Source organism: Acidovorax sp. GW821-FHT09B03 (genome assembly GCF_059418305.1).
Genome location: NZ_JBWKPP010000004.1, coordinates 50,611 through 76,070 on the forward strand (window position 1 = coordinate 50,611; position 25,460 = coordinate 76,070).

The 25,460-nt window shown below is 68.1% G+C and carries 19 protein-coding genes; 7 read left to right on the forward strand and 12 right to left on the reverse strand.

The features are described from left to right. Positions 1-2: 2 nt before the first annotated feature. Entirely contained in the window at positions 3-4,871 is a 4,869-nt protein-coding gene (locus AC07PA_RS09355) for a PAS domain S-box protein (RefSeq protein WP_494604822.1), read from the reverse strand. Between the two features lie 42 nt (positions 4,872-4,913). Then, positions 4,914-7,460: a sensor domain-containing protein gene (locus AC07PA_RS09360; RefSeq protein WP_494604824.1), complete on the reverse strand. Its 2,547-nt coding sequence runs from the start codon at positions 7,458-7,460 to the stop codon at positions 4,914-4,916. Positions 7,461-7,839: 379 nt separating this feature from the next. Here AC07PA_RS09360 and AC07PA_RS09365 point away from each other — a divergent pair, with 379 nt between their 5' ends. Both AC07PA_RS09365 and AC07PA_RS09370 read left to right on the forward strand, forming a co-directional pair. Further along, positions 7,840-8,298, forward strand: coding sequence for a DUF2141 domain-containing protein (locus AC07PA_RS09365; protein ID WP_494604826.1), 459 nt, complete (start codon positions 7,840-7,842; stop codon positions 8,296-8,298). 26 nt (positions 8,299-8,324) lie between these two features. Then, positions 8,325-9,857, forward strand: a complete 1,533-nt coding sequence (locus AC07PA_RS09370) for a carotenoid oxygenase family protein (RefSeq protein WP_494604828.1) — start codon at positions 8,325-8,327, stop codon at positions 9,855-9,857. Positions 9,858-9,922: 65 nt separating this feature from the next. On the opposite strand, the gene AC07PA_RS09375 is transcribed toward AC07PA_RS09370, so the two are convergent. Next, a complete protein-coding gene (locus AC07PA_RS09375; RefSeq protein WP_007853682.1) occupies positions 9,923-10,840 on the reverse strand; it encodes a LysR family transcriptional regulator in 918 nt (305 codons plus the stop codon). 77 nt (positions 10,841-10,917) lie between these two features. Here AC07PA_RS09375 and msuE point away from each other — a divergent pair, with 77 nt between their 5' ends. From msuE to mutS, 4 genes are all read left to right on the forward strand, one after another. Continuing rightward, positions 10,918-11,511, forward strand: coding sequence for an FMN reductase (msuE, locus tag AC07PA_RS09380; protein ID WP_494604830.1), 594 nt, complete (start codon positions 10,918-10,920; stop codon positions 11,509-11,511). Positions 11,512-11,556: 45 nt separating this feature from the next. Further along, entirely contained in the window at positions 11,557-12,540 is a 984-nt protein-coding gene (locus AC07PA_RS09385; protein WP_494605255.1) for a DUF1852 domain-containing protein, read from the forward strand. Between the two features lie 59 nt (positions 12,541-12,599). Beyond that, a complete protein-coding gene (locus AC07PA_RS09390) occupies positions 12,600-13,625 on the forward strand; it encodes a methionine synthase (protein ID WP_007853677.1) in 1,026 nt (341 codons plus the stop codon). A 286-nt stretch (positions 13,626-13,911) separates the two neighbouring features. Next, positions 13,912-16,533: a DNA mismatch repair protein MutS gene (mutS, locus tag AC07PA_RS09395; protein ID WP_494604833.1), complete on the forward strand. Its 2,622-nt coding sequence runs from the start codon at positions 13,912-13,914 to the stop codon at positions 16,531-16,533. Positions 16,534-16,540: 7 nt separating this feature from the next. Here mutS and AC07PA_RS09400 read toward each other — a convergent pair whose 3' ends face one another. The 8 genes from AC07PA_RS09400 to AC07PA_RS09435 form a co-directional block, all read right to left on the reverse strand. Then, positions 16,541-17,524, reverse strand: coding sequence for a Bug family tripartite tricarboxylate transporter substrate binding protein (locus AC07PA_RS09400; RefSeq protein ID WP_494604835.1), 984 nt, complete (start codon positions 17,522-17,524; stop codon positions 16,541-16,543). 109 nt (positions 17,525-17,633) lie between these two features. Then, complete coding sequence (gene hpaI, locus AC07PA_RS09405; RefSeq protein ID WP_494604837.1) at positions 17,634-18,446, reverse strand: 4-hydroxy-2-oxoheptanedioate aldolase; 813 nt, start codon at positions 18,444-18,446, stop codon at positions 17,634-17,636. 9 nt (positions 18,447-18,455) lie between these two features. Further along, positions 18,456-19,259 (reverse strand): 2-oxo-hept-4-ene-1,7-dioate hydratase, encoded by an 804-nt coding sequence (hpaH, locus tag AC07PA_RS09410; RefSeq protein ID WP_494604839.1) that lies wholly within the window; start codon positions 19,257-19,259, stop codon positions 18,456-18,458. A gap of 6 nt (positions 19,260-19,265) precedes the next feature. After that, the gene (locus tag AC07PA_RS09415; RefSeq protein ID WP_007853668.1) at positions 19,266-19,721 is read right to left on the reverse strand and encodes a 5-carboxymethyl-2-hydroxymuconate Delta-isomerase; all 456 of its coding nucleotides are present in this window, start codon (positions 19,719-19,721) and stop codon (positions 19,266-19,268) included. Between the two features lie 10 nt (positions 19,722-19,731). Continuing rightward, entirely contained in the window at positions 19,732-20,652 is a 921-nt protein-coding gene (hpaD, locus tag AC07PA_RS09420) for a 3,4-dihydroxyphenylacetate 2,3-dioxygenase (protein ID WP_007853666.1), read from the reverse strand. A gap of 2 nt (positions 20,653-20,654) precedes the next feature. Next, a complete protein-coding gene (hpaE, locus tag AC07PA_RS09425; RefSeq protein WP_494604841.1) occupies positions 20,655-22,112 on the reverse strand; it encodes a 5-carboxymethyl-2-hydroxymuconate semialdehyde dehydrogenase in 1,458 nt (485 codons plus the stop codon). A gap of 23 nt (positions 22,113-22,135) precedes the next feature. Then, positions 22,136-22,903 (reverse strand): fumarylacetoacetate hydrolase family protein, encoded by a 768-nt coding sequence (locus tag AC07PA_RS09430; protein WP_494604843.1) that lies wholly within the window; start codon positions 22,901-22,903, stop codon positions 22,136-22,138. Further along, positions 22,900-23,574, reverse strand: a complete 675-nt coding sequence (locus AC07PA_RS09435; protein ID WP_494605257.1) for a fumarylacetoacetate hydrolase family protein — start codon at positions 23,572-23,574, stop codon at positions 22,900-22,902. The genes AC07PA_RS09430 and AC07PA_RS09435 overlap by 4 nt, the downstream gene beginning before the upstream one ends. Positions 23,575-23,744: 170 nt before the next feature. On the opposite strand from AC07PA_RS09435, the gene hpaR reads away from it, so the two are divergent. After that, positions 23,745-24,206, forward strand: a complete 462-nt coding sequence (gene hpaR, locus AC07PA_RS09440; protein WP_145695353.1) for a homoprotocatechuate degradation operon regulator HpaR — start codon at positions 23,745-23,747, stop codon at positions 24,204-24,206. A gap of 38 nt (positions 24,207-24,244) precedes the next feature. Here the strand turns inward: hpaR and AC07PA_RS09445 are convergent, their stop codons facing one another. Beyond that, entirely contained in the window at positions 24,245-25,450 is a 1,206-nt protein-coding gene (locus AC07PA_RS09445; protein ID WP_494604845.1) for an alpha/beta hydrolase family protein, read from the reverse strand. Between the last annotated feature and the right edge of the window lie 10 nt (positions 25,451-25,460).

Consider the following 25,460-nt stretch of genomic DNA (forward strand, 5'->3'; position numbering starts at 1 on the left):
ATTCAGGGGGCGGTGGCGGAATCAGGCGAGGACGGCGGCTCGGGGACCACAGAGGCGATGGTATCCAGCGCCTGTTCGAAATCAAAGTTCCGAATGTGCACGTCCACTGCCTTGAACACCGGGTCCAGGAATCCCTCCAACACGATGGCATTGTGTTGCAAAAACTCGGCGGCTGCCGGGTCGTCCTGCAACAACAGGGTGCGCAGCTGGTGCAGCAGCTCCGCGGGGGCCTTGGTCGGCACCGCACCGTCGGCATCGCCCAGGCCCGGCGCACTGGCAAGCCACTGCTCCAGCGCGCCGATCAGGGGCGCGAGCACCGCATCCAGCGCCGCCAGCAAGGGGGCGGTGGTCTCTGGCGGCTGCGGGCCCTTGCGCAGCAGGTCTTCGAGCTGGTAGGCGCGGTCTGCCACGGGCTGCGCACCGATGTTGGCGGCCACCGAACGCAGCGTGTGCGCCAGGCGCTCCGCCAGGCCCACCTCGCCTGCATCGAGCGCAGCCTGTATCTCACGCACCACCGTCGCCTGCCCTTGTGCGAACCGGCCCAGCATGTCGCCGTAGAGCGCCGGCTTGCCCAGGGCACGCTGCAGCCCCAGCGCCGTATCCAGCCCGGCCACCTGGGGCCAGGCCACGGGCCTGGGGGGGCTGGGTGGCACGCCAGCGCCGTTGCGCAGCGGCGGCGGCGGCAATCCCTGGGGCACGCCCAGCCCGGGGCGCGGCTGTATCCAGCGCGCCAGTGCCTTCCACAGGGCGGCCGGGTCGATGGGCTTGGCCACATGGTCGTTCATGCCGGCATCAAAGCAGCGCTGGCGATCGGCATCCATGGCATTGGCCGTCATGGCCACGATGGGCAGGCGCGCAAAGCGCGGGTCGGCGCGCAGGTGCCGGGTGGCCGTCTCGCCGTCCATCACGGGCATCTGCATGTCCATCAGCACCAGGTCGTAGCTGTCCTCGTGCAGCCGCTGGATGGCCACCTGCCCGTTGCCGGCCACATCCACGTCGAAGCCCGCATCGCGCAACAGTTCCACGGCCACCATCTGGTTGAGCTCGTTGTCCTCGACCAGCAGCACCCGCGCACCGCGGATGGCCAGCGGCAGCTCGTCGGCCACGGGCGGCGGCACGTACTGGCGCTGCAGCGCGGGCAGGGCATGCTCCAGCGGCTGCATCAGGGTCTCGAGCAGCAGCGAGGCATTCACGGGCTTGATCAGCACCGTCTCGATGCCCTGCGCGCGCGCGGCGCGCATCACGTCCTCGCGCCCGTAGGCCGTGACCATGAGCATCTGCGGCACCTGGGGCATGCCCAGACTGCGGATGTGCCCGGCCAGCTCGACACCATCCATGCCCGGCATGTGCCAGTCGAGCAGCAGCAGGCCGAAAAAGCGGTTCTTGGCCATGGCCTCGCGCAGGATCTCCAGCGCCTGCAGGCCCGAATAGGCCTGCTCGACCTCGAAGCCCATGGCCTGAAGCATGTCCGACAGCACCGTGGCCGCCGTGTGGTTGTCGTCCACCACCAGCACCCGGCGCCCCACCAGGTCCGGTGGCGGCAGCACCACCCGGGCCGGTGCGCCGCGCTCCAGCGGCAGGCTGACCCAGAAGGTCGAGCCGTTGCCGAACTCGCTGATCACCCCGACCTCGCCGCCCATCAGCTCGGCCAGGCTCTTGCAGATGGCCAGGCCCAGGCCGGTGCCGCCATAGCGGCGCGTGGTGGAGGTGTCGGCCTGCTGGAAGCTCTCGAACAGGCGCCCCATCTGCTCGGCCGTGAGGCCGATGCCCGTGTCGCGCACCTCGAAACGCAGGCTCACGCGCTTTTCGCTCTCTTCGAGCAACCGCACGGCAATGCTGATCTCGCCCTGGTCGGTGAACTTGATCGCGTTGTTGGCAAAGTTGATCAGGATCTGGCCCAGGCGCAGCGAATCGCCCAAGAGGTTGGGCGGCACGTTGGCGGCCACGTCGCACACCAGCTCCAGCCCCTTGGCCCCGGCCTTGTAGCCGACCACGTCGGTCACGCTCTCGAGCATGCGGTCGAGCACGAAGGGCTGCTTTTCCACCGTGAGCTTGCCGGCCTCGATCTTGGAGAAGTCCAGGATGTCGTTGATCACGCCCAGGAGGTGCTGGCCGGCCTGCTGGATCTTGCTCACGTAGTCGTGCTGGCGCGTGTTCAGCCCCGATTTGAGCGCCAGGTGCGACATGCCGATGATGGCGTTCATCGGCGTGCGGATCTCGTGGCTCATGTTGGCCAGGAAGTTGGACTTGAGTGCCGTGGACTCCTCGGCCAGTTCCTTGGCGCGGCGCAGGTCCTCCTCGGCACGCCGGCGGTCGGTGATGTCCACGAAGGTGCCGATGGCGCCACCGGGCGAGCCATCGGCACGCGCGAAGGCGTGCAGCCAGAACAGGGTGTGGTGCACCCGTCCGTCGGCGTACGGCAGGTCCACTTCCCGGTGCACCGAGTCCAGCCCGTTCATCGCCTGCAGGTTGTCGCCCTGGAAGCGCGTGCGCTGCTCGGGCGGCAGGAAGTCGAGGTCGAGCACCGTCTTGCCCACCAGGTCGCTGCGGCGCACCCCGAAGGCCTGCTCGTAGGCGCGGTTGAAGCCGATGTAGCGCCCGTCCGCCCCCTTGTAGAACAGCGGCACGGGAATCGCATCGATCAGCGCCTGCTGGAAGCCCAGTTGCTCTTCCACCTGCTCCTCGAGCTGCTTTTGGTCCTGGATGTCCACGCTCACGCCCACCACGCGCACCGCACGGCCCGCATCGTCGCGCAGGATGCGCGCGGCCAGCAGGAACCAGCGCACCTCGCCGTCCGGGCGCACGATGCGCCAGGAGTTGCGCAGATCGGTAGCGCCGCCTTCCAGGCTGGCCCTGAAGTGCGCACTGGCTTCTTCGCGGTCATCCGGATGCAGGCGATCGAGCCAGTAACCTAGCCCCATGGGTTGCGTGCCGGCGGGCAGGCCCAGCATGGACACGAGCTTGTCGGACCAGACCACGGTATCGGCCACCAGGTCGATATCGAACACGCCCACCTTGCCGGCCTCCTGGGCGATTTCCAGCCGCTCATTGGCCTGCTGGATGGCGATCTCGCCCTTGCGCGCCTCGGTCACGTCCTCGATGACCCAGATGGAGGCCGAGCGGTAGCCCTCCATGTTGATGCGCCGCCCGGCCAGCCGGGCCTCGAAGCTGCTGCCATCCAGGCGGCGCAGCGTGGCCCGCTCGCGCAGCGCCTGGCCCGAAGCCAGCCGCTGCGCGATGAGCGCCGTGAAGCTGTCCGACTGCGCCTGGTCGCCGAACAGCGTGGTCACCTCGCCGCCCAGCAGTTGCGAAGCCGTGCCGCGCATGAGCTCCACGAAGGCCGGATTGAATTGGCGGAACTGCCCTTCGCAGACCAGCAGGATCGGCGGCGCATTGTCGAAGATGGCCGTCTGCTGCTCCAGCAGCTCGTTGAGCAGGCGCTCGCGCCGCTCCAGTTCGGATTGCGCACGCATGCGCTCCGAGACATCCTCGTGCAGCCCGACGATGGCGATGCGCTTGCCCCGCTCATCGAACACGGGCGACAGCGTGGCCTCGTCGTGGTAGATGCTCGCGTCGCGGCGCCGGTTGACGAAGCTGCCGCGCCAGGACCGGCCCGACAGCAAGGTGGCCCACATGTCCTTGTAGGTCTGAGGCGGCGTCTGGTCGGTGGAGACGATGGACGGCTTCTTGCCGCGCACCTCGTCCAGCGCATAGCCGGTGTTGCGTTCGTACTGGGGGTTCACCCAGTCGATGCGCCCCTCGCCATCGGTGATGACCACGGCCACGGGGCTGCTCTCCAGCGCCGCGCCCAGCACCCGGAAACGCTCCAGCGCAGCCGCCATGCGTGCGCGGCTGCGCAGCAGGTCCAGCAGCAGCAGCCCGAGCAAGGCCAGCAGCACAAAGGCGGCTGTGCCCACCTGCCAGCGCAGCAGGGTGGGCACCAGGGTGCTGACATCGTCGAGCACCACCAGCTGCCACTGGCCTCCCGGGTCGTTCCACTCGATGCCGCGGCTCGCCACCGCATAGGTCACCCCATTGAGCAGCACCTCGCTGGCATCGGGTGCAAACGGCAGGGCGGAGGCCACGCCGTTCTCGAAATGGCGCCCGAACTGGCGCGATGCACGGATCGCGTCGATGCGCGCCTGCGTGAGCGGCGGCGCCACGGCGAACTGCCATTCGGGCCGGGTGGACGAGAAGGCCACGCCCTGGGGTGACAGCAGCAGGGCCGGGATGCCGGTGCTCGCCAGCAGCGCATCGACCACCTCGAACCCCACCTTGAACATCACCACCCCGATGATGGCGCTGGTGGGCGAGTCGGTCTCGTACAGGGGCGCCGCGTAGTACAGGCCCCGCTCCTGGCTGTTCACGCCGATGGCCGCATAGACGCTGATGGCGCCCTTCATGGCAGACTGGAAGTAGGGGCGAAAGGCCAGGTTCGAGCCGGTCGCACGCTCACCGGCGGTTTCGTGCGCGACCACGGTGCCATCGGCCGACATCACGTACACGCCACTGATCAGAAAGCGCCCGCGTGCCACGGCCAGCCGCGCCAGCGAGCCCGGATCGTCCGGCGGCGTGTAGCCGCGCGCCATGTCCTTGAGCTGGGGCTCGCTCAGGCCCATGAGCGAGACGGCACCGATCAGGCCGCCCCCCGTGGTCTGCGTGATCAACGCATCGGCCGCCTGCTGCACGATGCGCGTGCGCTCCAGCGCACGCTCCTGGCCGCGCCAGTAGACCACGGCCTGCACCACCAGCCAGGCCCCGAGCAGCGACAGCGCCACCACCAGTGCCAGGCCCCGCGTCCAGGCGGGATCGCGTTCGAGCACGCGATCCAGGAATCTTCCGCCACCGTCGTTCTTGCTCACCTGCGCCATGCGCAGCCTCCGCCAGGCGGGGGTACCGCCCAAGGACCATCATCAACGCGTCGGATCCAGCATTGCATCGATTTCCTCCACCGGCACAGGCCTGCCAAACAGATAGCCCTGGAACCCCTCGCAGCCATGCAGCCGAAGGAACCCCAGCTGCCCCGTCGTCTCCACCCCCTCGGCCACCACCTGCAAATCCAGGCTCTTGGCCAGCGCCAGGATGGTGCGCACGATGGCCGCATCATTGGGGTCGCTCAGCACGTCGCGCACGAAGCTCTGGTCGATCTTGATCTGGTCCAGCGGCAGCCGCTTGAGGTAGGACAGGGACGAGTAGCCGGTGCCGAAGTCATCGAGCGCGAAGCCCACGCCTTCGGCCTTGAGTTGCTCCATGCGCACGATGGTGTCTTCGATGTCCCCGAGCAGCAGGCTTTCGGTGAGTTCCAGTTTGAGCAGTTGGGGCCGGGCCTGGCAGTCCTTCAAGGTGCCCAGCACTTCGGCGACGAAGCCCGGCTGCCTGAACTGGCGCGCGCTGACGTTCACCGAGATGGACAGCTGGGCGGTGGCGGGCGATTGGCTCCAGCGCTGCAGTTGCCTGCAGGCGGTTTCCAGCACGTACTGGCCCAGTGGGAGGATCAGGCCGGTCTGCTCGGCCAGGGGGATGAAGTCGCCGGGGCTGATCATGCCGCGCTGGGGGTGGCGCCAGCGCACCAGGGCTTCGGCGCCTACGAGACGTGCCTGGTGGTCGACGACGGGCTGGTAGTGCACGAGCAACTCGTTTCGGGCCAGGCCCTGGCGCAGGTCGGCTTCCAGGTTGGAGCGGGCGTTGACGGCCGCTTGCATGTCCGGGTCGAAGAAGCGCTGGGTGTTGCGCCCGGCGGCCTTGGCCTGGTACATGGCGAGGTCCGCCCGTTTGAGGAGTTCGTCGACCGACAGGCGTTCGTCTCCAAACAGGGTGATGCCGATGCTGGGGGTGCTGTAGTGCTGCTGGCCCCCGAGGGCGAAGGGCTGGTTCAGGCTGGCCAGGAGTTTTTCGGCGACGGTTTCGGCCTGGGCGGCGGCGTCCTGCAGCTCGGGGTTCAGGTTGTCCAGCATGACGACGAATTCGTCGCCGCCAAAGCGCGCCACGGTGTCGGCTTCGCGCACGCTGCCCACCAGGCGGGTGGCGACCTGGGACAGGAGCTGGTCGCCCATGTCGTGGCCCAGGGTGTCGTTGAGGTCCTTGAAGTTGTCGAGGTCGATGAACAGCAGGGCACCCAGGTTCTTGCTGCGCTGGCAGGCGGCGATGGAGCGTTGCAGGCGGTCCAGCAGCAGGCGCCGGTTGGGCAGGCCCGTGAGCGCGTCGTAGAAGGCCAGGCGCTCGATCTCCTGCTCTGCGCGCTTGCGGTCGGTGATGTCCATGGTGAAGCCATGCGAGATCACCGAGCCGTCGGCCTCGCGGTGCGGCACGGCATTCGTCATGTGCCAGCGGATGCTGCCATCGGGCATGCGCACCCGGTACTCGCACTGCCAGGGCACGAGCTTGCGCACCGACTGCAGGGCCGAGCGCTGCAGCACCGGCCGGTCCTCGGCCAGCACCCAGTTGGAGAGCACGCCATGGTCGGCCGTCACCTCGTGCGGCTCCACGCCCATGAAGTCGCGCACCGCGTCGCTGATGTACTGCACGCTGGTGACACCGTCAAGGTGCAGGCGGTACTGGTAGATGAAGCCCGGGATGCGGCTGGCAATGCGCTGGATGAACAGCAGTTGCTCGCGCAGTTGCTCGGCAGCGCGGCGCTCGTCGGTCACGTCCTGCACCACGCCCATGTCCACGCGCATGCCATCCTTGGCCGTGAGGCGGCGCACGCGCGAGCGCATCCAGCGGATCTCGCCATCCGGGCGCTTCCAGCGGTACTCGACATCGGCGCCGGTGCCGCGCTCGCGCGCGGTCTCAAACACATGGCGGTCCTCGGCCAGGATGCCGCTGACGGCCCGCTCGGGGCTCATCCACTCCTGGCGCTCCACGCCGGCGATGTCGCACAGGCCGGGGGACCACAGCAGCACCGTCTCGCCCGGGTCCTCGATGCGCCGCCAGTGCCCGGTCTGGGCCAGGCTTTCCATGGTGTTGAACACATCGGTCTGCTCGCGCAACTCGCGCCGCACATCCTGCAGCGCATGTTCGGCAGCGGCCAGCGCGGCGCGCAGGCTCTCGGCCTCGCTCGCATCGCGCACCGTGACGACGATGGAGCCGTTGTCCAGCCGGCGTGCCGACACGTCCCAGGCCACCAGCAGCCGCCCCGGCTCGCGCGCCACCTGGCGGCACTCGAGCAGCACGCCGGTGCGAGCCACGGTCTGCAGCTGGTCCACGAGCTTGGTATTGGCCAACAGGTCGAAGACGTCGACCGCATCGGCGCCGCTGACCCGCACGCCGCCCAGGCCGGGCATGCGCCGCGCAGCGGAGTTGGCGGCGCGCAAAAGCAGCCGCCCATCCTGCGGGCGGAATTCCATCAGTGCCACGGGCACGGCATCGAGGAGGGCCTGCAGGCGCACCTGCGCCGAAGACTCCACGAAGTCTTCGCTGGCACCCGCAAACAGATCGGTCAGGAGTTCGGCAGAAATCACAGTCGCTCTGAAACCTCTCACAACGATGGACCGCACATTGTCATGGCGGCGGCAGCCACCAATGTACACCGCAAAGTATGTCAAAACGTAACAAACCTGAATCACCCATTCGGGCAGTTACCTCCCCGGTGGTACAGGCGCATGTTCCCACGTTCTGCCGCCGGGGCATTCTTATTTGTGTGCGGGCCCGCCTGCAGCCCGGGCCGGTGCCCGGCGGTGGCGGGGACGAAAGCCTCCTGCCACCGGCGCCCCCACCAGCCCCTTTCGCGCCCCGCCAGCGCCACTTCGTCGCACGCCGGTGGCGGCACGGCCAGGGCCTTCCTAGAGTGCGGTCACTGGAGACGCGGTGTCTCCATCCCCCACCCTGGAGAACTTCCCCATGACGATGGCTTCACGCCCTTTGGCGACCCCCTTCCTCCCGCGCACGGCACGGGCACTGGCGCTGGCCGGCGCCGTCCTGGCCCTGGGCAACGCGCACGCGCTCGACCTCACCGTGGAGGTGAAGAACACCAAGGCGGACAAGGGGCCCGTGCTGGGCGCGGTCTACGGGTCTGCCGACGGCTGGCTCCAGTTCAGCAAGGCCGTGCAGAGCGGGATGGCCCCGGTGGCGGGCGACAAGGCCGTGATGGTGCTGCGCGACCTGCCCGCCGGCAGCTACGCGCTGTCGATCTACCAGGACGAGAACGGCAACGGCAAGCTCGATACCAACCTGGTCGGAATCCCCCAGGAGCGTACCGGCTTCAGCCGCGACGCCCAGGGCAACATGGGCCCGCCCCGTTTCCAGGATGCGGCCGTGGATCTGCAGCAGGACACCACGATCACCATCCAGCTGCGCTGACTGCACGGCGCACAAGGAACACGCACATGGACCGCCGCCTCTTTTGCCAATCCCTGGCCCTGGGAACCGCCGGCAGCGCGCTGACCGCCCTGCCCGTTCTGTCTTTCGCCGCAAACGCCGGCGGACCCGAGGCCGGGTCCACGCTGAACGCCTTCAACCAGCAGCGCAGCCGCGCGCCCTGGACCCTGGGCTTCGAGGGCCTGCAGGCCGACCTGGCGCCCGAGCCGATGCAGTTGCGCGGCAAGCTGCCCCGGGAGCTGCGCGGCACCCTGCTGCGCAACGGCCCCGCGCAACACAGCCTGGGCGAGGTGCGCTACCAGCACTGGTTCGATGGCGACGGGATGATCCAGCAGTACCGCTTTGGCGACCAGGGCATCACGCACCAGGGACGCTTTCTGCGCACGCAGAAGTTTGTGGCCGAGAACGCCGCCGGCCGCCGCCTGTACCACAGCTTCGGCACCGAGGTGGCCGGCGCCAGCCCCATGCCGACGGCCGACGCGGGCAACGTGGCCAACACCAGCGTGGTGCACCACGCGGGCGAGACCCTGGCCCTGTGGGAGGGCGGTTCGGCCACCCTGTTCGATGCCCGGACGCTGGAAACCGGCGGCCTCAAGACCTGGACGCCGGAACACGCGGGCATGCCGTTTTCGGCCCACCCCAAGATCGGTGCCGACGGCAGCCTGTGGAATTTCGGCGTGAGCAGCACGCACGGCCTGCTGTCGATATACCAGGTCTCGGTCCAGGGACAGGTGCGCACCGCCACGCTCAAGGTGCCTGACATGGCCATGGTGCATGACTTCGCGGTGACCGAGCAGCACCTGGTGTTCCTGCTGCCGCCGCTCATCTTCGATCGGGAGCGGGCCCATGCGGGCAGCACCTTCATGGACAGCCACGTCTGGAGGCCGGAGCTGGGCATGCGGGCCCTGGTGCTGCACAAGGACCGGCTCGACCAGCCGCAATGGATGGAGCTGCCCGCCGGCTTCCTGTTCCATACCGGCAATGCCTGGGAGGACCGAAACGGCGTCATCCACCTCGACTACGTCCGCACGCAGGATGCATCGGGCGTGGTCCAGGGCTTTCGCGCGCTGATGCGTGGCGAGTTCGGCGGCGAGCCTGCGCATGCCGTGGCCCGGGTGGAGCTCGATACGCGCAGCGGCCGCGCGCGGCAGACCCTGCAGGCGCACCACGCCGAGTTCCCGCGCATCGACCCGCGCTTCGTCGGCCGCCGGCACACAGAGCTCTTCATGGCCGAACGCGTGGCCGTGTCGAACCGTCCGGGCTTCGACTGCGTGGCGCGCCTTCAGCTGGACAGCGGCAAGGTGGACCGCTACCGCTACGGCGCCGACGTGATGGTCGAGGAGCATGTGTTCATCCCCGCCCGCAGCGCAAGTGCCAAGGAGGGCGAGGGCTGGCTGGTGGGAACAGCGCTGGACCTACTCCGCCGGCGCACGCTGCTCTCGGTGTTCGACGCGCGCCGGCTGGCCCAGGGCCCGCTGGCCCAGGGCAGCATGGACCGGGCGGTGCCGCTGGGCTTTCACGGGACCTTCATCCCGGCCTAGGGTGCAAAGGGGCTCGGCCCGGGCAATCGAACGCGACACCAGCGGTTTGCGTTCGATCGCGGCGTTCAGCGTTTGGCGCTTTGCGCAATGGCGAAGGCCGCGGCAGGCTGGCGGGCCAGTTCGATGAAGGCCCGCACGTAATCGATGGCGGTCTCCGCCTCGCGTGCGCCCAGGAAGATCTGCTTGGCGATGCCGCGCGCACCCAGCCGCACGGGCACTACGTCCATCTTGGCCGCGTACTCCTCGACCAGCCAGCGCGGCAAGGCGGCCACGCCGCGGCCGCTGGCCACCATCTGCAGCATGATGTCGGTGGTTTCGATCGCCTTGTGGCGTTTGGGCGTGACGCCGGCGGGCAGCAGGAACTGGTTGTAGATGTCCAGGCGTTCGATGTCCACTGGGTAGCTGATGAGCACCTCCTGGGTGAGTTGCTGTGGTTTCACGTAGGCCGCGCCGGCCAGCGCATGGCCCCTGGCCACGACGAGCACCTGCTCGTAGTCGAACACGGGCTCGAACTTCAGCCCGGGCTTGAACAGCGGGTCGGGCGTGACCAGGAGGTCGATCTCGTAGCCGAAGAGCGCGCCGATCCCGCCGAACTGGAATTTCTGCTTCACGTCCACATCCACGTCGGGCCATGCGGCCAGGTAGGGAGACACCACCTTGAGCAGCCACTGGTAGCACGGGTGGCATTCCATGCCGATGCGCAGCGCACCGCGCTCGCCCTGCGCGAACTGGCCCAGGCGCTCCTCGGCCAGATCCAGTTGCGGCAGCACCCGGTTGGCCACCGCCAGCAGGTACTGACCGGCCTGCGTCAGGCGCAGGCTGCGGCCTTCGCGCAGCCAGATGTCGGTGCCCAGTTGCTGCTCCAGCTTCTTCATGCTGTGGCTCAGGGCCGACTGGGTCAAGTTCAGCACGCCTGCGGCGGCCGTCAACGAGCCTTGCTTTTCAACCTGCTGGACGATGCTGAGGTGGATGCGCTCAAGCATTCGAATGAGCCATATTCATGGATGTGTGAAATAAAACCATTTTACTTCATCATTCATCGCCAATAGCATCCACTCCCATGAAAGCAAACACGGCACATCCACTGCGCATCGTCGCGGTTTCTGGCGGGCTGCAGCGTCCCTCCAAGACTGCAACCCTGGCAGGGCATCTGCTGGACCTGATCGCCGACGAACTCCCGTGCGAACAGCGCCTGGTCGAACTGGGCCAGCTCGCACCGCAGTGGGCCGGCGCGGTCTGGCGCTCGCAACTGCCCGACACGGTGGAGCGGGCGCTGGCCGCGGTCGAGCAAGCCGATGTTCTGGTGGTGGCAACACCGGTCTACCGCGGCGCCTACACGGGGCTGTTCAAGCACTTCTTCGACTTCATCCACCAGGACGCCCTGGTCGACAAGCCCGTTTTGCTGGCGGCCACCGGTGGCAGCGAGCGCCATGCCTTGGTCATCGACCACCAGTTGCGGCCGCTGTTCAGCTTCTTCCAGGCGCGCACCTTGCCGCTGGGCGTCTATGCCACAGACCCCGATTTCGCCGACCACCGCCTGCAGAACGAGGCCCTGATCGAGCGGGCCCGGCTGGCAGTCCAACGGGCAATGCCGCTCATTGAACTGGCGCGGCACGCCAGGCCCTTGCAGGCCGAAGACGTGGTGCTGGCCTGAGCCATGAACCGCCCCTTCTCCCCCCCATCAGCCCACCCCATCGCCATGCACCAAGAACCTGCCTTTCACCTCAAGAGCATCAGCTTCGATGAAAACTACCAGCCATCGGACAGCACGCGCATCACCACCAACTTTGCCAACCTGGCCCGCGGAACGAGCCGGCAGCAGAACCTGCGCAACACGCTGCGGATGATCGACAACCGCTTCAATGACCTGGCGCATTGGGACAATCCGACGGGAGACCGCTACGCGGTGGAACTGGAGATCATCTCCGTCGAGATGAGTCTTGGCGCCAAGGGCAGCAGTGCTGCATTTCCGCTGATCGAGATCCTGAAAACCTGCATCCTCGACAGGAAAACCAACAAGCGCATCGACGGCATCGCGGGGAACAATTTCTCCTCCTACGTGCGCGACTACGACTTCAGCGTCGTGCTGCCGCACTACAACGCCCATCGCACGGAATTCGGCACGCCGGCCGATTTTGGCGACCTGCATGGCAAGCTGTTCCAGCAGTTTGCCAACTCGGCCCTTTACAAGCAGCACTTCGGCAAGCCCCCGGTCATCTGCATCAGCGCCTCAACCAGCAAGACCTACCAGCGCACCGAAAACCAGCACCCGGTGCTGGGTGTCGAGTACCAGCAGAATGAACTGTCCTCGACCGACCAGTACTTTGCAAAAATGGGGATGCAGGTGCGATTCTTCATGCCGCCGAATGGCGTTGCACCATTGGCTTTCTACTGTCACGGCGACCTGCTGGGCGACTACACGAATCTCGAGTTGATCGGCACCATCAGCACGATGGAAACCTTCCAGAAGATCTATCGTCCCGAGATCTACAACGCCAATTGCGCCGCAGGCAAACTCTACCAACCGAGCCTGAAGAACCAGGATTATTCGTCGACCCAGATTGTCTACGACCGCGAGGAACGCAGCCAACTGGCGGTCACGCAGGGGAAGTTTGCAGAAGAGCACTTCATCAAGCCGTACAAGAACGTTCTTGAACAATGGGCTGCCACCTGTGCGATCTGATATCCAACGGCCCCAGCATATGCTCACCCCATCCCTCTTTGCTTCAAAGGAATTTTCAGATGTTTGAAACCTCCATCGCCGGCAGCCTGCCCAAGCCCGCCTGGCTGGCCGAAACCAACAAGCTCTGGCCCCAGTGGATGGCCGAAGGCGATGCACTGCGCCAGGCCAAGGCCGATGCAACCCTGCTGTGGATCAAGGCGCAGGAAGACGCCGGCCTGGACATCGTGGGCGACGGCGAGCAGTCGCGCCAGCATTTCGTGCACGGCTTCCTCGAGCAGGTCGAGGGCATCGACTTCGAGCACAAGGTGAAGATGGGCATCCGCGACAACCGCTACGACGCGATGGTGCCGCAGGTGGTTTCGGCCCTGCACCTGAAGGGGCGCGTGCACGCCTTCGAGGCGCAACTGGCGCGCGCCCACACGAAGAAGAAGCTCAAGTTCACCCTGCCCGGCCCCATGACCATCGTCGACACCGTGGCCGACCGCTTCTACGGCGACAAGGTGAAGATGGCCTTCGCGTTTGCCGAACTGCTCAACCAGGAAGCCCTGGCGCTGCAGGCCGATGGCGTGGACATCATCCAGTTCGACGAGCCCGCGTTCAACGTCTACATGAAGGATGCCGCCGACTGGGGCGTGCAGGCGCTCGAGCGTGCGGCGCAGGGCCTGACCTGCACGACGGCGGTGCACATCTGCTACGGCTACGGCATCAAGGCCAATACCGACTGGAAGAGCACCCTGGGCGACGAATGGCGCCAGTACGAGGCGGTGTTCCCTGCCCTGGCCAAGAGCAGCATCGACCAGGTGAGCCTGGAATGCATCCACTCCCATGTGCCGCCCGACCTGATGAAGCTGCTGGCTGGCAAGGACGTGATGGTCGGCGTGATCGATGTGGCCAGCGACGTGGTCGAGACGCCCGAGGAAGTAGCCGACACCATAGCCCGGGCGCTGGAGTTCGTGCCCAAGGAGCGGCTGTTTCCGTGCACCAATTGCGGTCTGGCGCCGATGGGGCGGGACGTGGCGTGGCGCAAGCTGCAAGCGCTGGCAGCGGGCACCAAGCTGGCCAAGGAGCGGCTTGCCGCTGCGTGACGCGCACCCGGCCGTCCATCCTGGCGCAGGCGGCCGCCGTTGATCGCAACAGCCGCAAGACAACCCATGGGGCCGGTGGGGCCGCGGCCACAGGGCCCGTTGTCAACCACAAAGCCCCCCGCTGCGGCGGGGGGCTGCCTCGCATTGCGGGGCTCCTTACCCAGCCCCCGGCACTCCAGGTGGGGCCACCTCGTGCGGCGGGCGAGAATACGGCCCCGCGCACCATACCGAATTGCGCCAGAATTACCCCAAGCGCTGGCCCCATGCCGCCAAGTCATTGATTTAAATGGATAAAGCAGACATATCCTCGCACACCCCCATGATGCAGCAGTACTTCACGCTGAAGGCTGCGCACCCGGACACGCTCGTCTTCTACCGCATGGGCGACTTCTACGAGCTGTTCTATGCCGACGCGGAAAAGGCCGCGCGCCTGCTGGACATCACGCTGACCCAGCGCGGCCAGTCCGGCGGGCAGCCCGTCATCATGGCCGGCGTGCCCTTCCATGCGCTGGAGAACTACCTGGGCCGGCTGATCAAGATGGGCGAGTCGGTCGCCATCTGCGAGCAGGTGGGCGACGTGGCCACGGCCAAGGGGCCGGTGGAGCGCAAGGTGATGCGCGTGGTCACGCCCGGCACGCTGACCGATACCGAGCTGCTTTCGGACAAGGCCGAATCCATGCTGCTGGCCGTGCACCAAGGGCCGCGCGCACGCTGCGGACTGGCCTGGCTGAGCGTGACGCAGGGCCGCGTCTACCTGGCCGAGTGCACACAGGACGAGGTTGGCACCTGGCTGGCGCGCGTGGCGCCCAGCGAGGTGATCTACAGCGCCGGCGTGACCGAGCGCTTCGAGCAGCAACTGCAGGTGCTGCGCCAGGGCGGTGCCTTCACCTGCCCCATGGGCCCCCGGCCCGACTGGCAGTTCGACGCCACGCTGGGCGAGCGCAAGCTGCTCGAGAACCTGGGTGCTGCCAGCCTTCAGGCCTGGGGCGCGCAGGAACTGACCCAGGCCCATGCCGCCGCAGCGGGCCTGCTGGCCTATGCCGAGCACACCCAGGGCCGCACGCTGACCCACGTGCACAGCGTGCAGGTGCAGCGCGGCGACGACCTGATCGACCTGCCCGCCAGCACGCGCCGCAACCTGGAGATCACCCGCACGCTGCGCGGCGAGGATTCGCCCACCCTGTTCTCGCTGCTCGACACCTGCATGACCGGCATGGGCAGCCGCCTGCTCAAGACCTGGCTGCTGGAGCCGCCGCGCGACCGCACCGCGGCGCGCCGGCGCCTGGCCGCCACCACGGCGCTGCGCGGTGCCGGCGGGTCGGGTGGCGGCGCCGGCCCCTGGGCCACGCTGCGCGGCGAACTCAAGGGCGTGAGCGATGTGGAGCGCATCACCGCGCGCATCGCCCTGCGTCAGGTGCGCCCGCGCGAACTGGTGGGCCTGTGCAAGACGCTGCACAAGGCGGCCCTGCTGGCCCGTGCCGGCCAGGCCGCCGAGCCCTACCTGGCGGAGATCTTCGAACAGCTCCACCCGCCGGTGGATTGCCCCGAGCTGCTGCAGCGCGCCATCACCGAGGAGCCCGCGGCGCTGGTGCGCGACGGCGGCGTCATGGCCACGGGTTTCGACAGCGAGCTCGACGAGCTGCGCGCCATCCAGACCAACTGCGACGACTTCCTGCTCGACCTGGAGACGCGCGAGAAGGCCCGCACCGGCATCGCCAACCTGCGCGTGCAGTTCAACAAGGTGCACGGTTTCTACATCGAGGTGACCAGCAGCAACCTGGACAAGGTGCCCGATGACTACCGCCGCCGCCAGACCCTGAAGAACGCCGAGCGCTTCATCACGCCCGAGCTCAAGACCTTCGAGGACAAGGCGCTGTCAGCCAACGAGCGTGCGCTGGCGCGCGAGAAATGGCTGTACGAGCAGGTGCTGGACCAGCTGCAGCCGCATGTACCGGCCCTCACCCGCCTGGCCCAGGCGCTGGCCGCCCTGGACGTGCTGTGCGCCCTCGCCGAGCGCTCGCTCACGCTGAACTGGTGCGCGCCGCAGTTCGTGGCCGAACCCTGCATCGAGATCGAGGACGGCCGCCACCCGGTGGTGGAGGCGCGCCTGGCCGAGGTCTCGGCCGGCAGCTTCATCGCCAACCACACGCGCCTGAACGCCAACACGCGCATGCAGGTCATCACCGGTCCCAACATGGGCGGCAAGTCGACCTACATGCGCCAGGTGGCGCTCATCGTGCTCTTGGCCAGCATGGGCAGCCATGTGCCGGCCAGCGCATGCCGCCTGGGGCCCATCGACGCCATCCACACCCGCATCGGCGCCGCCGACGACCTGGCCAACGCGCAGTCGACCTTCATGCTGGAGATGACCGAGGCTGCGCAGATCCTGCACGCCGCCACGCCGCACAGCCTGGTGCTGATGGACGAGATCGGCCGCGGCACCAGCACCTTCGACGGCCTGGCCCTGGCCAGCGGCATCGCCACGCACCTGCACGACAGGACACGCGCCTTCACCCTGTTCGCCACGCACTATTTCGAGCTGACCGAGCTGCCCGCCAAGGCGAAACACGCGGTCAACATGCATGTGAGCGCGGCCGAGGCGGGTGCCGACATCGTGTTTTTGCACGAGATCCAGCCCGGCCCTGCCAGCCGCAGCTACGGCATCCAGGTGGCCAAGCTCGCGGGCGTGCCCGGCCCGGTGCTGAACCACGCACGCCACGCGCTGGCCGCACTGGAAGAGCGCGCAGGCGAGGACGAGCTGCAGGTGGACCTGTTTGCCGTGCCGGCCATGCCCGAGAGCGCAGGCGCGAGCCCGGTCGAGGCCCTGCTGTCCACCATCCACCCCGATGCGCTGAGCCCGCGCGAGGCGCTCGACGCGCTCTACCAGCTCAAGAAGCTGGTGGGGTGAGGGAGCCTCACTCCAGCTTCAAGCCGATGTCCTTGATGAGCTGGCCCCAACGGGCGCGCTCGACCTTGGCGTAGGCATTCATCTCCTCGGGCGTGCCGGGAACGGCCTCCACGCCCAGGGTCTGGAAGCGGGCCTTCACCGGAGTGGAGTTCAGGGCCTGCTGCAGGGCGGCGTTCAGGCGCTGCACCTCGGCAGCGGGCATGGAGGCGTTGACCGACAGGCCCTGCCAGGCAAAGGCCTCGAAATCCTTGAGGCCCTGCTCCATCAGCGTGGGCACCTCGGGCAGCGTGGCCATGCGCTTGCTGCTGGCCACCGCGATGGCGCGCAGGTTCCCGCCCGTGATGTTGGGCATGCCGCCGGCCGACTCGACGAACATGAAGGGCACCTGGCCACCCATGATGTCCTGGATGGCAGGCGTGACGCCGCGGTAGGGCACGTGCGTCATCTTCAGGCCCGTGCGCTGGCGCAGCAGTTCCATGGCCAGGTGGTGCGGCGTGCCGGCACCCGGCGATGCGAAGTTGACGCCCTCGGGCTGGGCCTTGGCCCAGGCCACGAACTCCTGGAAGTTGCGCACCGGCAGCTTGGGCGACACCACCAGGATCAGCGGAAAGCGCACCAGCATGCCCACCGAGGCCAGGTCCTTGTCCACGTTGTAGCTGAGCTTGCTGTACAGCCAGGGGTTGGTGGCCAGCACCGCATAGTCGCCCGTGAGCAGCAGGTTGCCCGGCGTGGACGAGCGCGCCACGTAGTCGGCCGCGATGTTGTGCGCGGCACCCGGCTTGTTGACCACCACGATGGTCTGGCCCAGCGTCTTGCCCATCTGGTCGGCGACGGTGCGGGCGACGATGTCGGTGCCGCCCCCGGGGGACATGCCCACCACCCATTCGAGCGGGCGGCGCTCCTGGGCGCTGGCGCCCGGGGACAGGCAGGGGATGGCGAGCGCGGCGGCGGCGCACAGGGCCGAGCGGCGGTTGGGATGGATCGTTGGCATGGCTTGTCTCCTCACGGGTTGTTGGCAGGGAAGGTGCTTTTCAAGGTAATTAATTAACTAGCTCATTAACTAAATTTGAGCGATGGCGATGGCCTGACAGGCGGTGTGCTCAGTAAGGGCTTGCCACGCCCGGCACGGCCTGGATGGCTGGGCGCCTGGCAAAGTGGCCGGCCAGCTCGGTCGCGGCACGCACCAGCAGCGTGGTATCCACCCCCACGGCGACGAACAGCGCCCCGGCGTCGAGATAGGTCTGGGCCAGCGCCCGGTCCGCCATCAGGATGCCGGCGGCCTTGCCGGCCCGGCGCACGGTGGCGATGCCATCGAGGATGGCGCGCTGCACCTCGGGGTGCCCGGGCTGGCCCCTGTAGCCCATGGATGCGGACAGGTCGGCCGGGCCGAAAAAGACACCGTCCACGCCCTCGGTCTCGGCGATGGCCTGCAGGTTCTGCAGGGCCAGCGGTGTCTCGGCCTGTACCAGCAGGCACATCTGGCCATTGGCGCGGTTCAGGTAGTCCTCCACCTGGTTCCAGCGCGAGGCACGCGCCAGCGCCGCGCCCATTCCGCGCATGCCCTCGGGCGCATAGCGCATGGCGCGCACCATCAGCGCAGCATGCTCGGGCGTGTCGACCATGGGGACGAGCAGGGTCTGCGCGCCCACGTCCAGGTACTGCTTGACCAGGGCTACGTCGCCCTGCACCGGGCGCACCACGGGCTGCACCGGGTACGGGGCCACGGCCCGCAACTGGTCGAGCACGCTGCGCACGTCGTTGGGCGCGTGCTCGCCATCGAGCAGCAGCCAGTCGAAACCGCAGCCGGCCAGGGCCTCGGCCGCGTTGGCATCGGCCAGGCCGACCCACAGGCCGATCTGCGGCCGGCCCGCGCGCAGCGCGTTGCGAAAATGGTTCTCGGGGATCTGCTGCATGGCGTGTGCTCAGGCAAAGCGGAACGAGACCGAGCCCAGTGGCCCGTAGTCCACATGGAAGTTGTCGCCCTGCACGGCGGCCACGGGCCGCGTGAAGGAGCCGGCCAGCACAACGTCGCCAGCGTTGAGCTGCTCGCCGTGCGGCGCGATCTTGTTGGCCAGCCAGGCCACGCCCGTGGCCGGGTGGTTGAGCACGGCGGCCGCCAGGCCCGTCTCCTCGATCACGCCATTCTTGTGCAGCAGCGCGCCCACCCAGCGCAGGTCCACGTCCAGAGGTTTCACGGGGCGGCCGCCGAGCACGATGCCGGCATTGGCGGCAAAGTCGGAGATGGTGTCGAACACCTTGCGCATGGCCCGGGTATCGCGGTCGAACTGCTCGATGCGCGCGTCGATGATCTCGATGGCCGGTACCACGTAGTCGGTGGCCGAGAGCACATCGAACAGCGTCACGCCCGGGCCCTTGAGCGGCCGCGCCAGGATGAAGGCCAGCTCCACCTCCACGCGCGGTGCGATGAAGCGCTCAAACGGGATGTCGCCACCCGCGTCGAAGAACATGTCGTCCATCAGCGGCGCGTAGTCGGGCTCGGTGATCTGGCTGGCCTGCTGCATGGCGCGCGAGGTCAGGCCGATCTTGCGGCCCTTGATGCTGCGGCCATCGGCCTGTTCGAGCTGCACCCATGCGCGCTGGATGGCATAGCCGTCCTCGATGGTCATCTCGGGGTACTGGGCGGAGAAGTGGCGCAGTTGCGTGCGTTGCTTGCGCGCCTGGTAGAGCTGCTGCGCCAGGGAGGCGATGGTGTCGTTGGAGAGCATGGAGGGTCAGCCCTGTGCAGGCTTGTTGAACAGGGGGTGAAGGGAGCTGTGCTTGGCGTCGAAGACCTCGGGGCCCTCGTCGATCTGCAGGGTGACGCCGATGGGACGCGACGCGAGCAGCGGTGCGAAGTGCGCCTGCGCCACGGTCGACAAGGCCTGGCCCACGGCCTGGTGCGTGGCGGCACTGCGACCGCGCCCCATGCGCAGGTTGAGGTAGACGAAGCCGTAGCCCGGCGATGGGCCTCCCGCCGGCTCTGCCTCGCCGTCATCGGCCACCGCGTGGTGCGCCGCCGGGTAGGCCAGCACGCGGATGCCACCGGTGGGGAAGACGGGTTTGCCCGCCTCGTCCACCTGCCGGCGCATGGCGCCCGCCAGGGCCCGGCACAGGGCACCCAAGTCGCTACCGCCCTGCTCCACGGGCCGGTCCAGGTCGGGGGTGTAGAGGATCACCAGGTGGGGCATGGCGCGCTCCTCACAGCCGGCCGGCCGATGGCTGGCCACCCGCCGATGCCTGCGGCCCGGGCACCGCAGCACCCGTCTGCGGCGTGACCGGGAACACGGCATTGATCTGCCCCGTACCCGAGGCACCGAAGTACGGCGTGAGCACCTCGGCGCGGCCGGTGTAGTCCGACCAGCCCAGCGCACCCATGAGCATGGCCGTGTCGTGCATGAAGCCCTCGCCATGGCCCTTGGCTGCGTACTCGGGCAGCATGGCGCAGAAGGTGGCCCAGTCGCCCGCCTGCCACATCTCGACCACGCGGTGGTCCAGCGTCTCGAGGAAGGGGCTCCAGATCTTCGTGGCGAAGTCGGGCGCCGTGCCGTTCTGCGCGAAGCGGTGGCTCAGGCTGCCGCTGGCCAGGATGGCCACGGTGCCGTCGTACTGCTCCTCGATGGCCTGGCGCATGGCCCAGCCCAGGCGTGCGCTGTCGTTGAGGTAATGCACCTGGCACAGGGCCGAGACCGAGACCACCTTGAAGTGCTGGTCGGCATTCATGTAGCGCATGGGCACCAGGGTGCCGTACTCGGGCGCCAGCGTGGTCGCTGGGTGGGCCAGCGTCTCCACGCCCTGGGCGCAGCAGGCCTTTGCCAGCAACTGGCCCAGCTCGGGGTTGCCCGGGAAGGCGTAGGGCAGGTTGCTGATGAAGTGCGGCAGCTCGTTGCTGGTGTACACGCCCCCGAAGCGCGGCGCACAGTTGATGTGGTAATTGGCATTCACCAGCCAGTGCGTATCGAACACGACGATGGTGTCCACGCCCAGTTCGCGGCAGCGCCGGCCGATCTCCACGTGGCCGTCGATGGCCGCCTGGCGAAAGCCCTTGCGCGGGCCGTCGAGCTCGCTCAGGTACATGGACGGCACATGCGTGATCTTGGCCGCGAGGGCGAGGGTACCCATGCTCAGACTCCCCAGTGTGGAATGTGGTGGCTGCCCAGCGAGACGGCGACGTTCTTGGGCTCCAGGAACACCTCGTAGCTCCAGCTGCCGCCCTCGCGCCCGGTGCCGCTGCCCTTGGTGCCGCCGAAGGGCTGGCGCAGGTCGCGCACGTTCTGGCTGTTGACGAAGCACATGCCGGCCTCGATGCCCGCAGCCACGCGGTGGGCACGGCCGATGTTCTCGGTCCACACATAGCTCGACAGGCCGTACTGCGTGTCGTTGGCCAGGCGGATGGCCTCGGCCTCGTCGGCAAACGGGATCAGGCAGGCCACGGGGCCGAAGATCTCGTCCTGCGCGATCTGCATGCGGTTGTCCACATCGGCGAACACGGTGGGCCGCACGAAGTTGCCCTTGTGCAGATGGGCTGGCAGCTCGGGCGCCTCCAGCCCGCCGCACAGCAGCGTGGCGCCTTCCTTCGGGCCCAGTTCGATGTAGCTGCGCACCTTGGCCAGGTGGGCCGGGCTGATCATGGGGCCGATGATGGTCCTGTCATCCATCGGGTCGCCCACGGTGATGCGCCGGGCGCGCGCCGCGAACTTCTCGGCAAAGTCGGCGTAGATCGACTTCTGCACCAGGATGCGCGAACCCGCGGTGCAGCGCTCGCCGTTGTTCGAGAAGATCATGAACACGGCGGCGTCGAGCGCGCGGTCCAGGTCCGCATCGTCGAAGACCACGAAGGGGCTCTTGCCGCCCAGTTCCATGCTGAACTTTTTCAGGCCCGCCGCCTGCACGATGCGGTTGCCTGTGGCGGTGGAACCGGTGAAGGAGATGGCGCGCACGTCGGGGTGGGCGCACAGCGGCTCGCCGGCCTCCTTGCCGAAGCCGTGCACCACGTTGAGCACGCCGGCCGGGATGCCGGCTTCGAGCGCCAGCTGGCCCAGGCGCGCGGCCGTGAGCGGCGACAGCTCGCTCATCTTGAGCACCGCCGTGTTGCCGAAGGCCAGCGCCGGAGCCACCTTCCACGTGGAGGTCATGAAGGGCACGTTCCACGGCGAGATCAGCGCGCACACGCCCACGGGGTGGAACAGCGTGTAGTTGAGGTGCGTGGGCGTGGGGTAGGTGTGGCCGTCCACGCGGGTGCACATCTCGGCGAAGTAGTAGAAGTTGTCGGCCGCGCGCGGGATCAGCGCCTTGCCGGTCTGGGCGATGACCTGGCCGGTGTCGCGCGTTTCGGTGGCAGCGATCTGCGGCACCTCGGCCGCGATCAGGTCGCCGAGCTTGCGGATGAGCTTGGCGCGCTCGGGCGCGGGCAGGCCGGCCCAGGCGGGGAAGGCGTCCTTGGCGGCGGCCACGGCCGCGTTCACCTCGGCCGCGCCGCCGCTGGCGACTTCGGCCAGCACCTCTTGCGTGGCAGGATTGACGGTCTCGAAGTACTCGCGGCCCGCTACGGGTTTGCCTGCGATCAGGTGGTCTATGCGCATGGGATCAGGTCTCCAGATGTTGATTAGATGCCGAAGGCTTCGTCGCCCACGATGGTGTTGACGAGGCGGCCGATGCCGTCGATCTCGCACACCACCTCGTCGCCCACGTCGACGTTGACCACGCCCTCGGGCGTGCCGGTCAGGATCACGTCGCCCGCGCGCAGCGTCATGAAGCTGCTCAGGTAGGCGATCAGCTCGGGGATGTCGTTGACCATGTTGCCGGTGTGGCCCTGCTGGGTCAGCTGGCCGTTGACCAGGGTGCGCAGCGTGAGGTCGTGCGGGTCGGGCACGTCGGCCGCGTCCACGAACCAGGGGCCGAGCACGGTGCAGGTGTCGCGGTTCTTCACGCGCAGGTTGGGGCGGTACCAGTTCTCCAGGTAGTCGCGGATCGCGTAGTCGTTGCACACGGTGTAGCCGGCCACATGCTGCAGGGCGTCGGCCTTGGCGACATGGCGCGCGGTCTGGCCGATCACCACGGCCAGTTCGCACTCGTAGTGCATGAAGGCCACGCCTGCCGGGCGGCGCGTCTGGCCACGGTGGCCGATCAGCGTGCCCGGGCCCTTGAGGAACACCAGCGGCTCGTCCTTGGCGGTGACGGTGAGCTCGCCCGACAGCTCCTTGAGGTGGTCGGCATAGTTGAGCCCCAGCGCAATGGTGGTGCCGACCTCGAAGGGCGGCAGCCAGACCACGGCGTCCTCGGCCACCACCCGGCCATCGGCCAGGCGGATCTTTTCTCCGTGGGGCATGGCCTCATGGATGGCACCTGCGTAGGCAACCCTGGCCTTCTTCATGGAAGAGCTCCTTCGGCAACGAAATGGTTGTCGAGCTGGCCCAGGCCGTCGATCTCGATACGGGTTTGCTGCCCCGCCCGCACACGCGGCGCCCCGGCCGAGGCGCCCAGCAGCAGCACGTCGCCGGGCGAAAGGGTCATGAACTCACTGACCTCGGCCAGCAGCCGGGCCACCGGGCGAATGCGCCCGCCCGTGCTCGTGGCATGCACCAGGGCGCCATCGGCGTGGACCTGCACCGCAAGCGCATCGGGGTCGGCGATCTCGCTGCGCGGCACCACGCGGGGGCCGATGGGGCAAAAGCCGTCGCGCGCCTTGAAGCGGATCGAGGGGCGGTAGAACGAACCGTGCGGCACGCTGATGTCGCCCACGATGGTGTAGCCGGCCACATGCTCCAGCGCCTGGCCCTCGGGCACGCGGCAGGCGGTGCGGCCGATCACGATGCCCAGGCTGGCACCCACTTCGAGCTCCGGCTCGTCCTGCGGCACCACGATGGCATCGCCATGGCCAGCCAGCGTGTTGCGCGGCTTGATGTACAGCACCGGTGCAAGGGGCGGCGCCTTGTACGGCGGCTGGTGGGCGGCCGCATCCATGGCGGCCAGGGCGGGCGCATGGTTGAGCAGGGCGCCATAGACGACGCCGGACAGGCGAAAGGGCGCGACGTCGAACTCCATCCGGTACGGAGCACACTGCAGGGTCTGGTACATTGCTAACATGTGAGTAGTTTATTTACTAACATGCGAGTAAGTCAACGGCCCAGCGGCTCCTTTTTCTTCGGGTTTGTACCGAGGGGTGCCGCAACGCTGGTGACCGGCACGCCTGCTTTCGAGGATGATTTCGCCCCATGGATTCCCCACCGCCGCAACTGGTCCACCGCAACCTGCCGCTCCTGTTCCTGCAGGCGCGCGAAAGCGTCTTCGCACGCTTTCGGCCCATTCTTCACACCGTCGGCCTGACCGAGCAGCAATGGCGTGTGGTGCGCGCCCTGCTCGACCACGGGCCGCTGGAGCCGCGCCAGATCGGCGACATCTGCCGCCTGTCGAGCCCGAGCCTGGCCGGCATCCTGGCGCGCATGGCGGACCTGGGCCTGGTGCTGCGCGAGCGGCTGGAGCATGACCAGCGCCGGGTGATGGTGTCGGTGACGCCCCAGGGCAAGGCGCTGGCGGCCCGGCTAGCGCCCACGATCGAGGCGACCTACCGTGCGCTGGAAGAGGAGATGGGGGTGGAGTTCATCGCGCAGCTGTACGCCACGCTCGATGCGGTGATCGCGCGGCTTGGCGAGGCCCCCGGGGGCGAGGAGGGCTGAAGATGCCGCCCTGCCCCGGGGCGGCATGCAGCCAAGCGTCAGAGGTCCTGCGCCAGCGGGGCCAGTTGCCCCAGCATGAAGTTGATGAACGGCGGCACGCAGCCGACGTGGCTCGAAGGCACGGCGGCGCAGTCGGTCAGGGTCACGAGGTCGCCCGCGCCCTGGGCGCGCATGGCCTGCAAGGTAGTGACCGAGCTGCCATAGGGCACGGTGACGTCGTCGCGGCCGTGGTACAGGCGCACGGGGACCTGGGGCTTCCAGTCGTGCACGCTGCTCACGCGGGCCACGGCCTGCACGTCATCGGCCAGGAAGTTGTCGATGAACTGGTTGTCGAAGCTCACGTCGGCATCGCCGGGTAGCAGGGCGCGCAGCAGCAGGCGCCGCACCTCGCGCTGCACGCTGCCGCCCAGGTAGCGCAAAAAGCCGGGGTTGATCAGCGCGCCGATCACGGGCTCGCGATCGCGCACCACATTCACCAGCCCGTCGAGCGTGGCCTGCACGTTGTAGGGGCCCGCGCCCGTCACCACCATGCGCAGCGCCTGGCGCTCGGGTGCCGTACCGGCCTGCAGCGTGCGGTGGGCGGCCATGGTGGCGTAACCGCCCTCGGAATAACCGGTCAGGAACAATTGGCCGTTGTCGGCCGCATTGCCCTGGCCGCGCCAGGTGCGGGCGGCCGTAAGCATGTCCAGCGTGGCGGCGGCCGTGGGGGCCGATAGCAGGTAAGGGTGGGGCGTGCCCTTGGAGACGCCATAGCCCACGTAGTCCGGCGCCACCACGATGTAGCCCAGCGAGGCCATCACCACCGCCACCTCGGAGCCCACGGCGTTGTTGCTGGGCGCCTCGGCGCTCGTGAAGATGGTGCCATGCTGGTAGCCCAGCACGGGGCTGCGCGCACCCAAGGCCTTGACGGGCACGCTGACCAGGCCCGAGGCGCGCACCTCGCGGCCCTGGGCGTCGGAGGTGATGTACTCCAGCCGGTAGGAGGTGACGGAGTAGCGCGGCACGATGCCCTGCACCTTGGAGGCGTCCTTGGCGAGGGCCTCGGTGATCTGGGCTGGCGTGATGGTGTTGAGCAGCGCAGCCGACTTGAGTTCGCCGGCCGTGGCGACCGGCGGCGGGGTCGTGTCACCTCCCCCGTCGCTCTTGCTGTCCCCGCCTCCGCAGGCGGTCAGCGAAACGGCCGCAGCCAGGAGAACGCTGCGCGACAGGAGCGCAGGGTGTGCAAGGGTAGGAAAGTGGAACAAGATGCTGCTT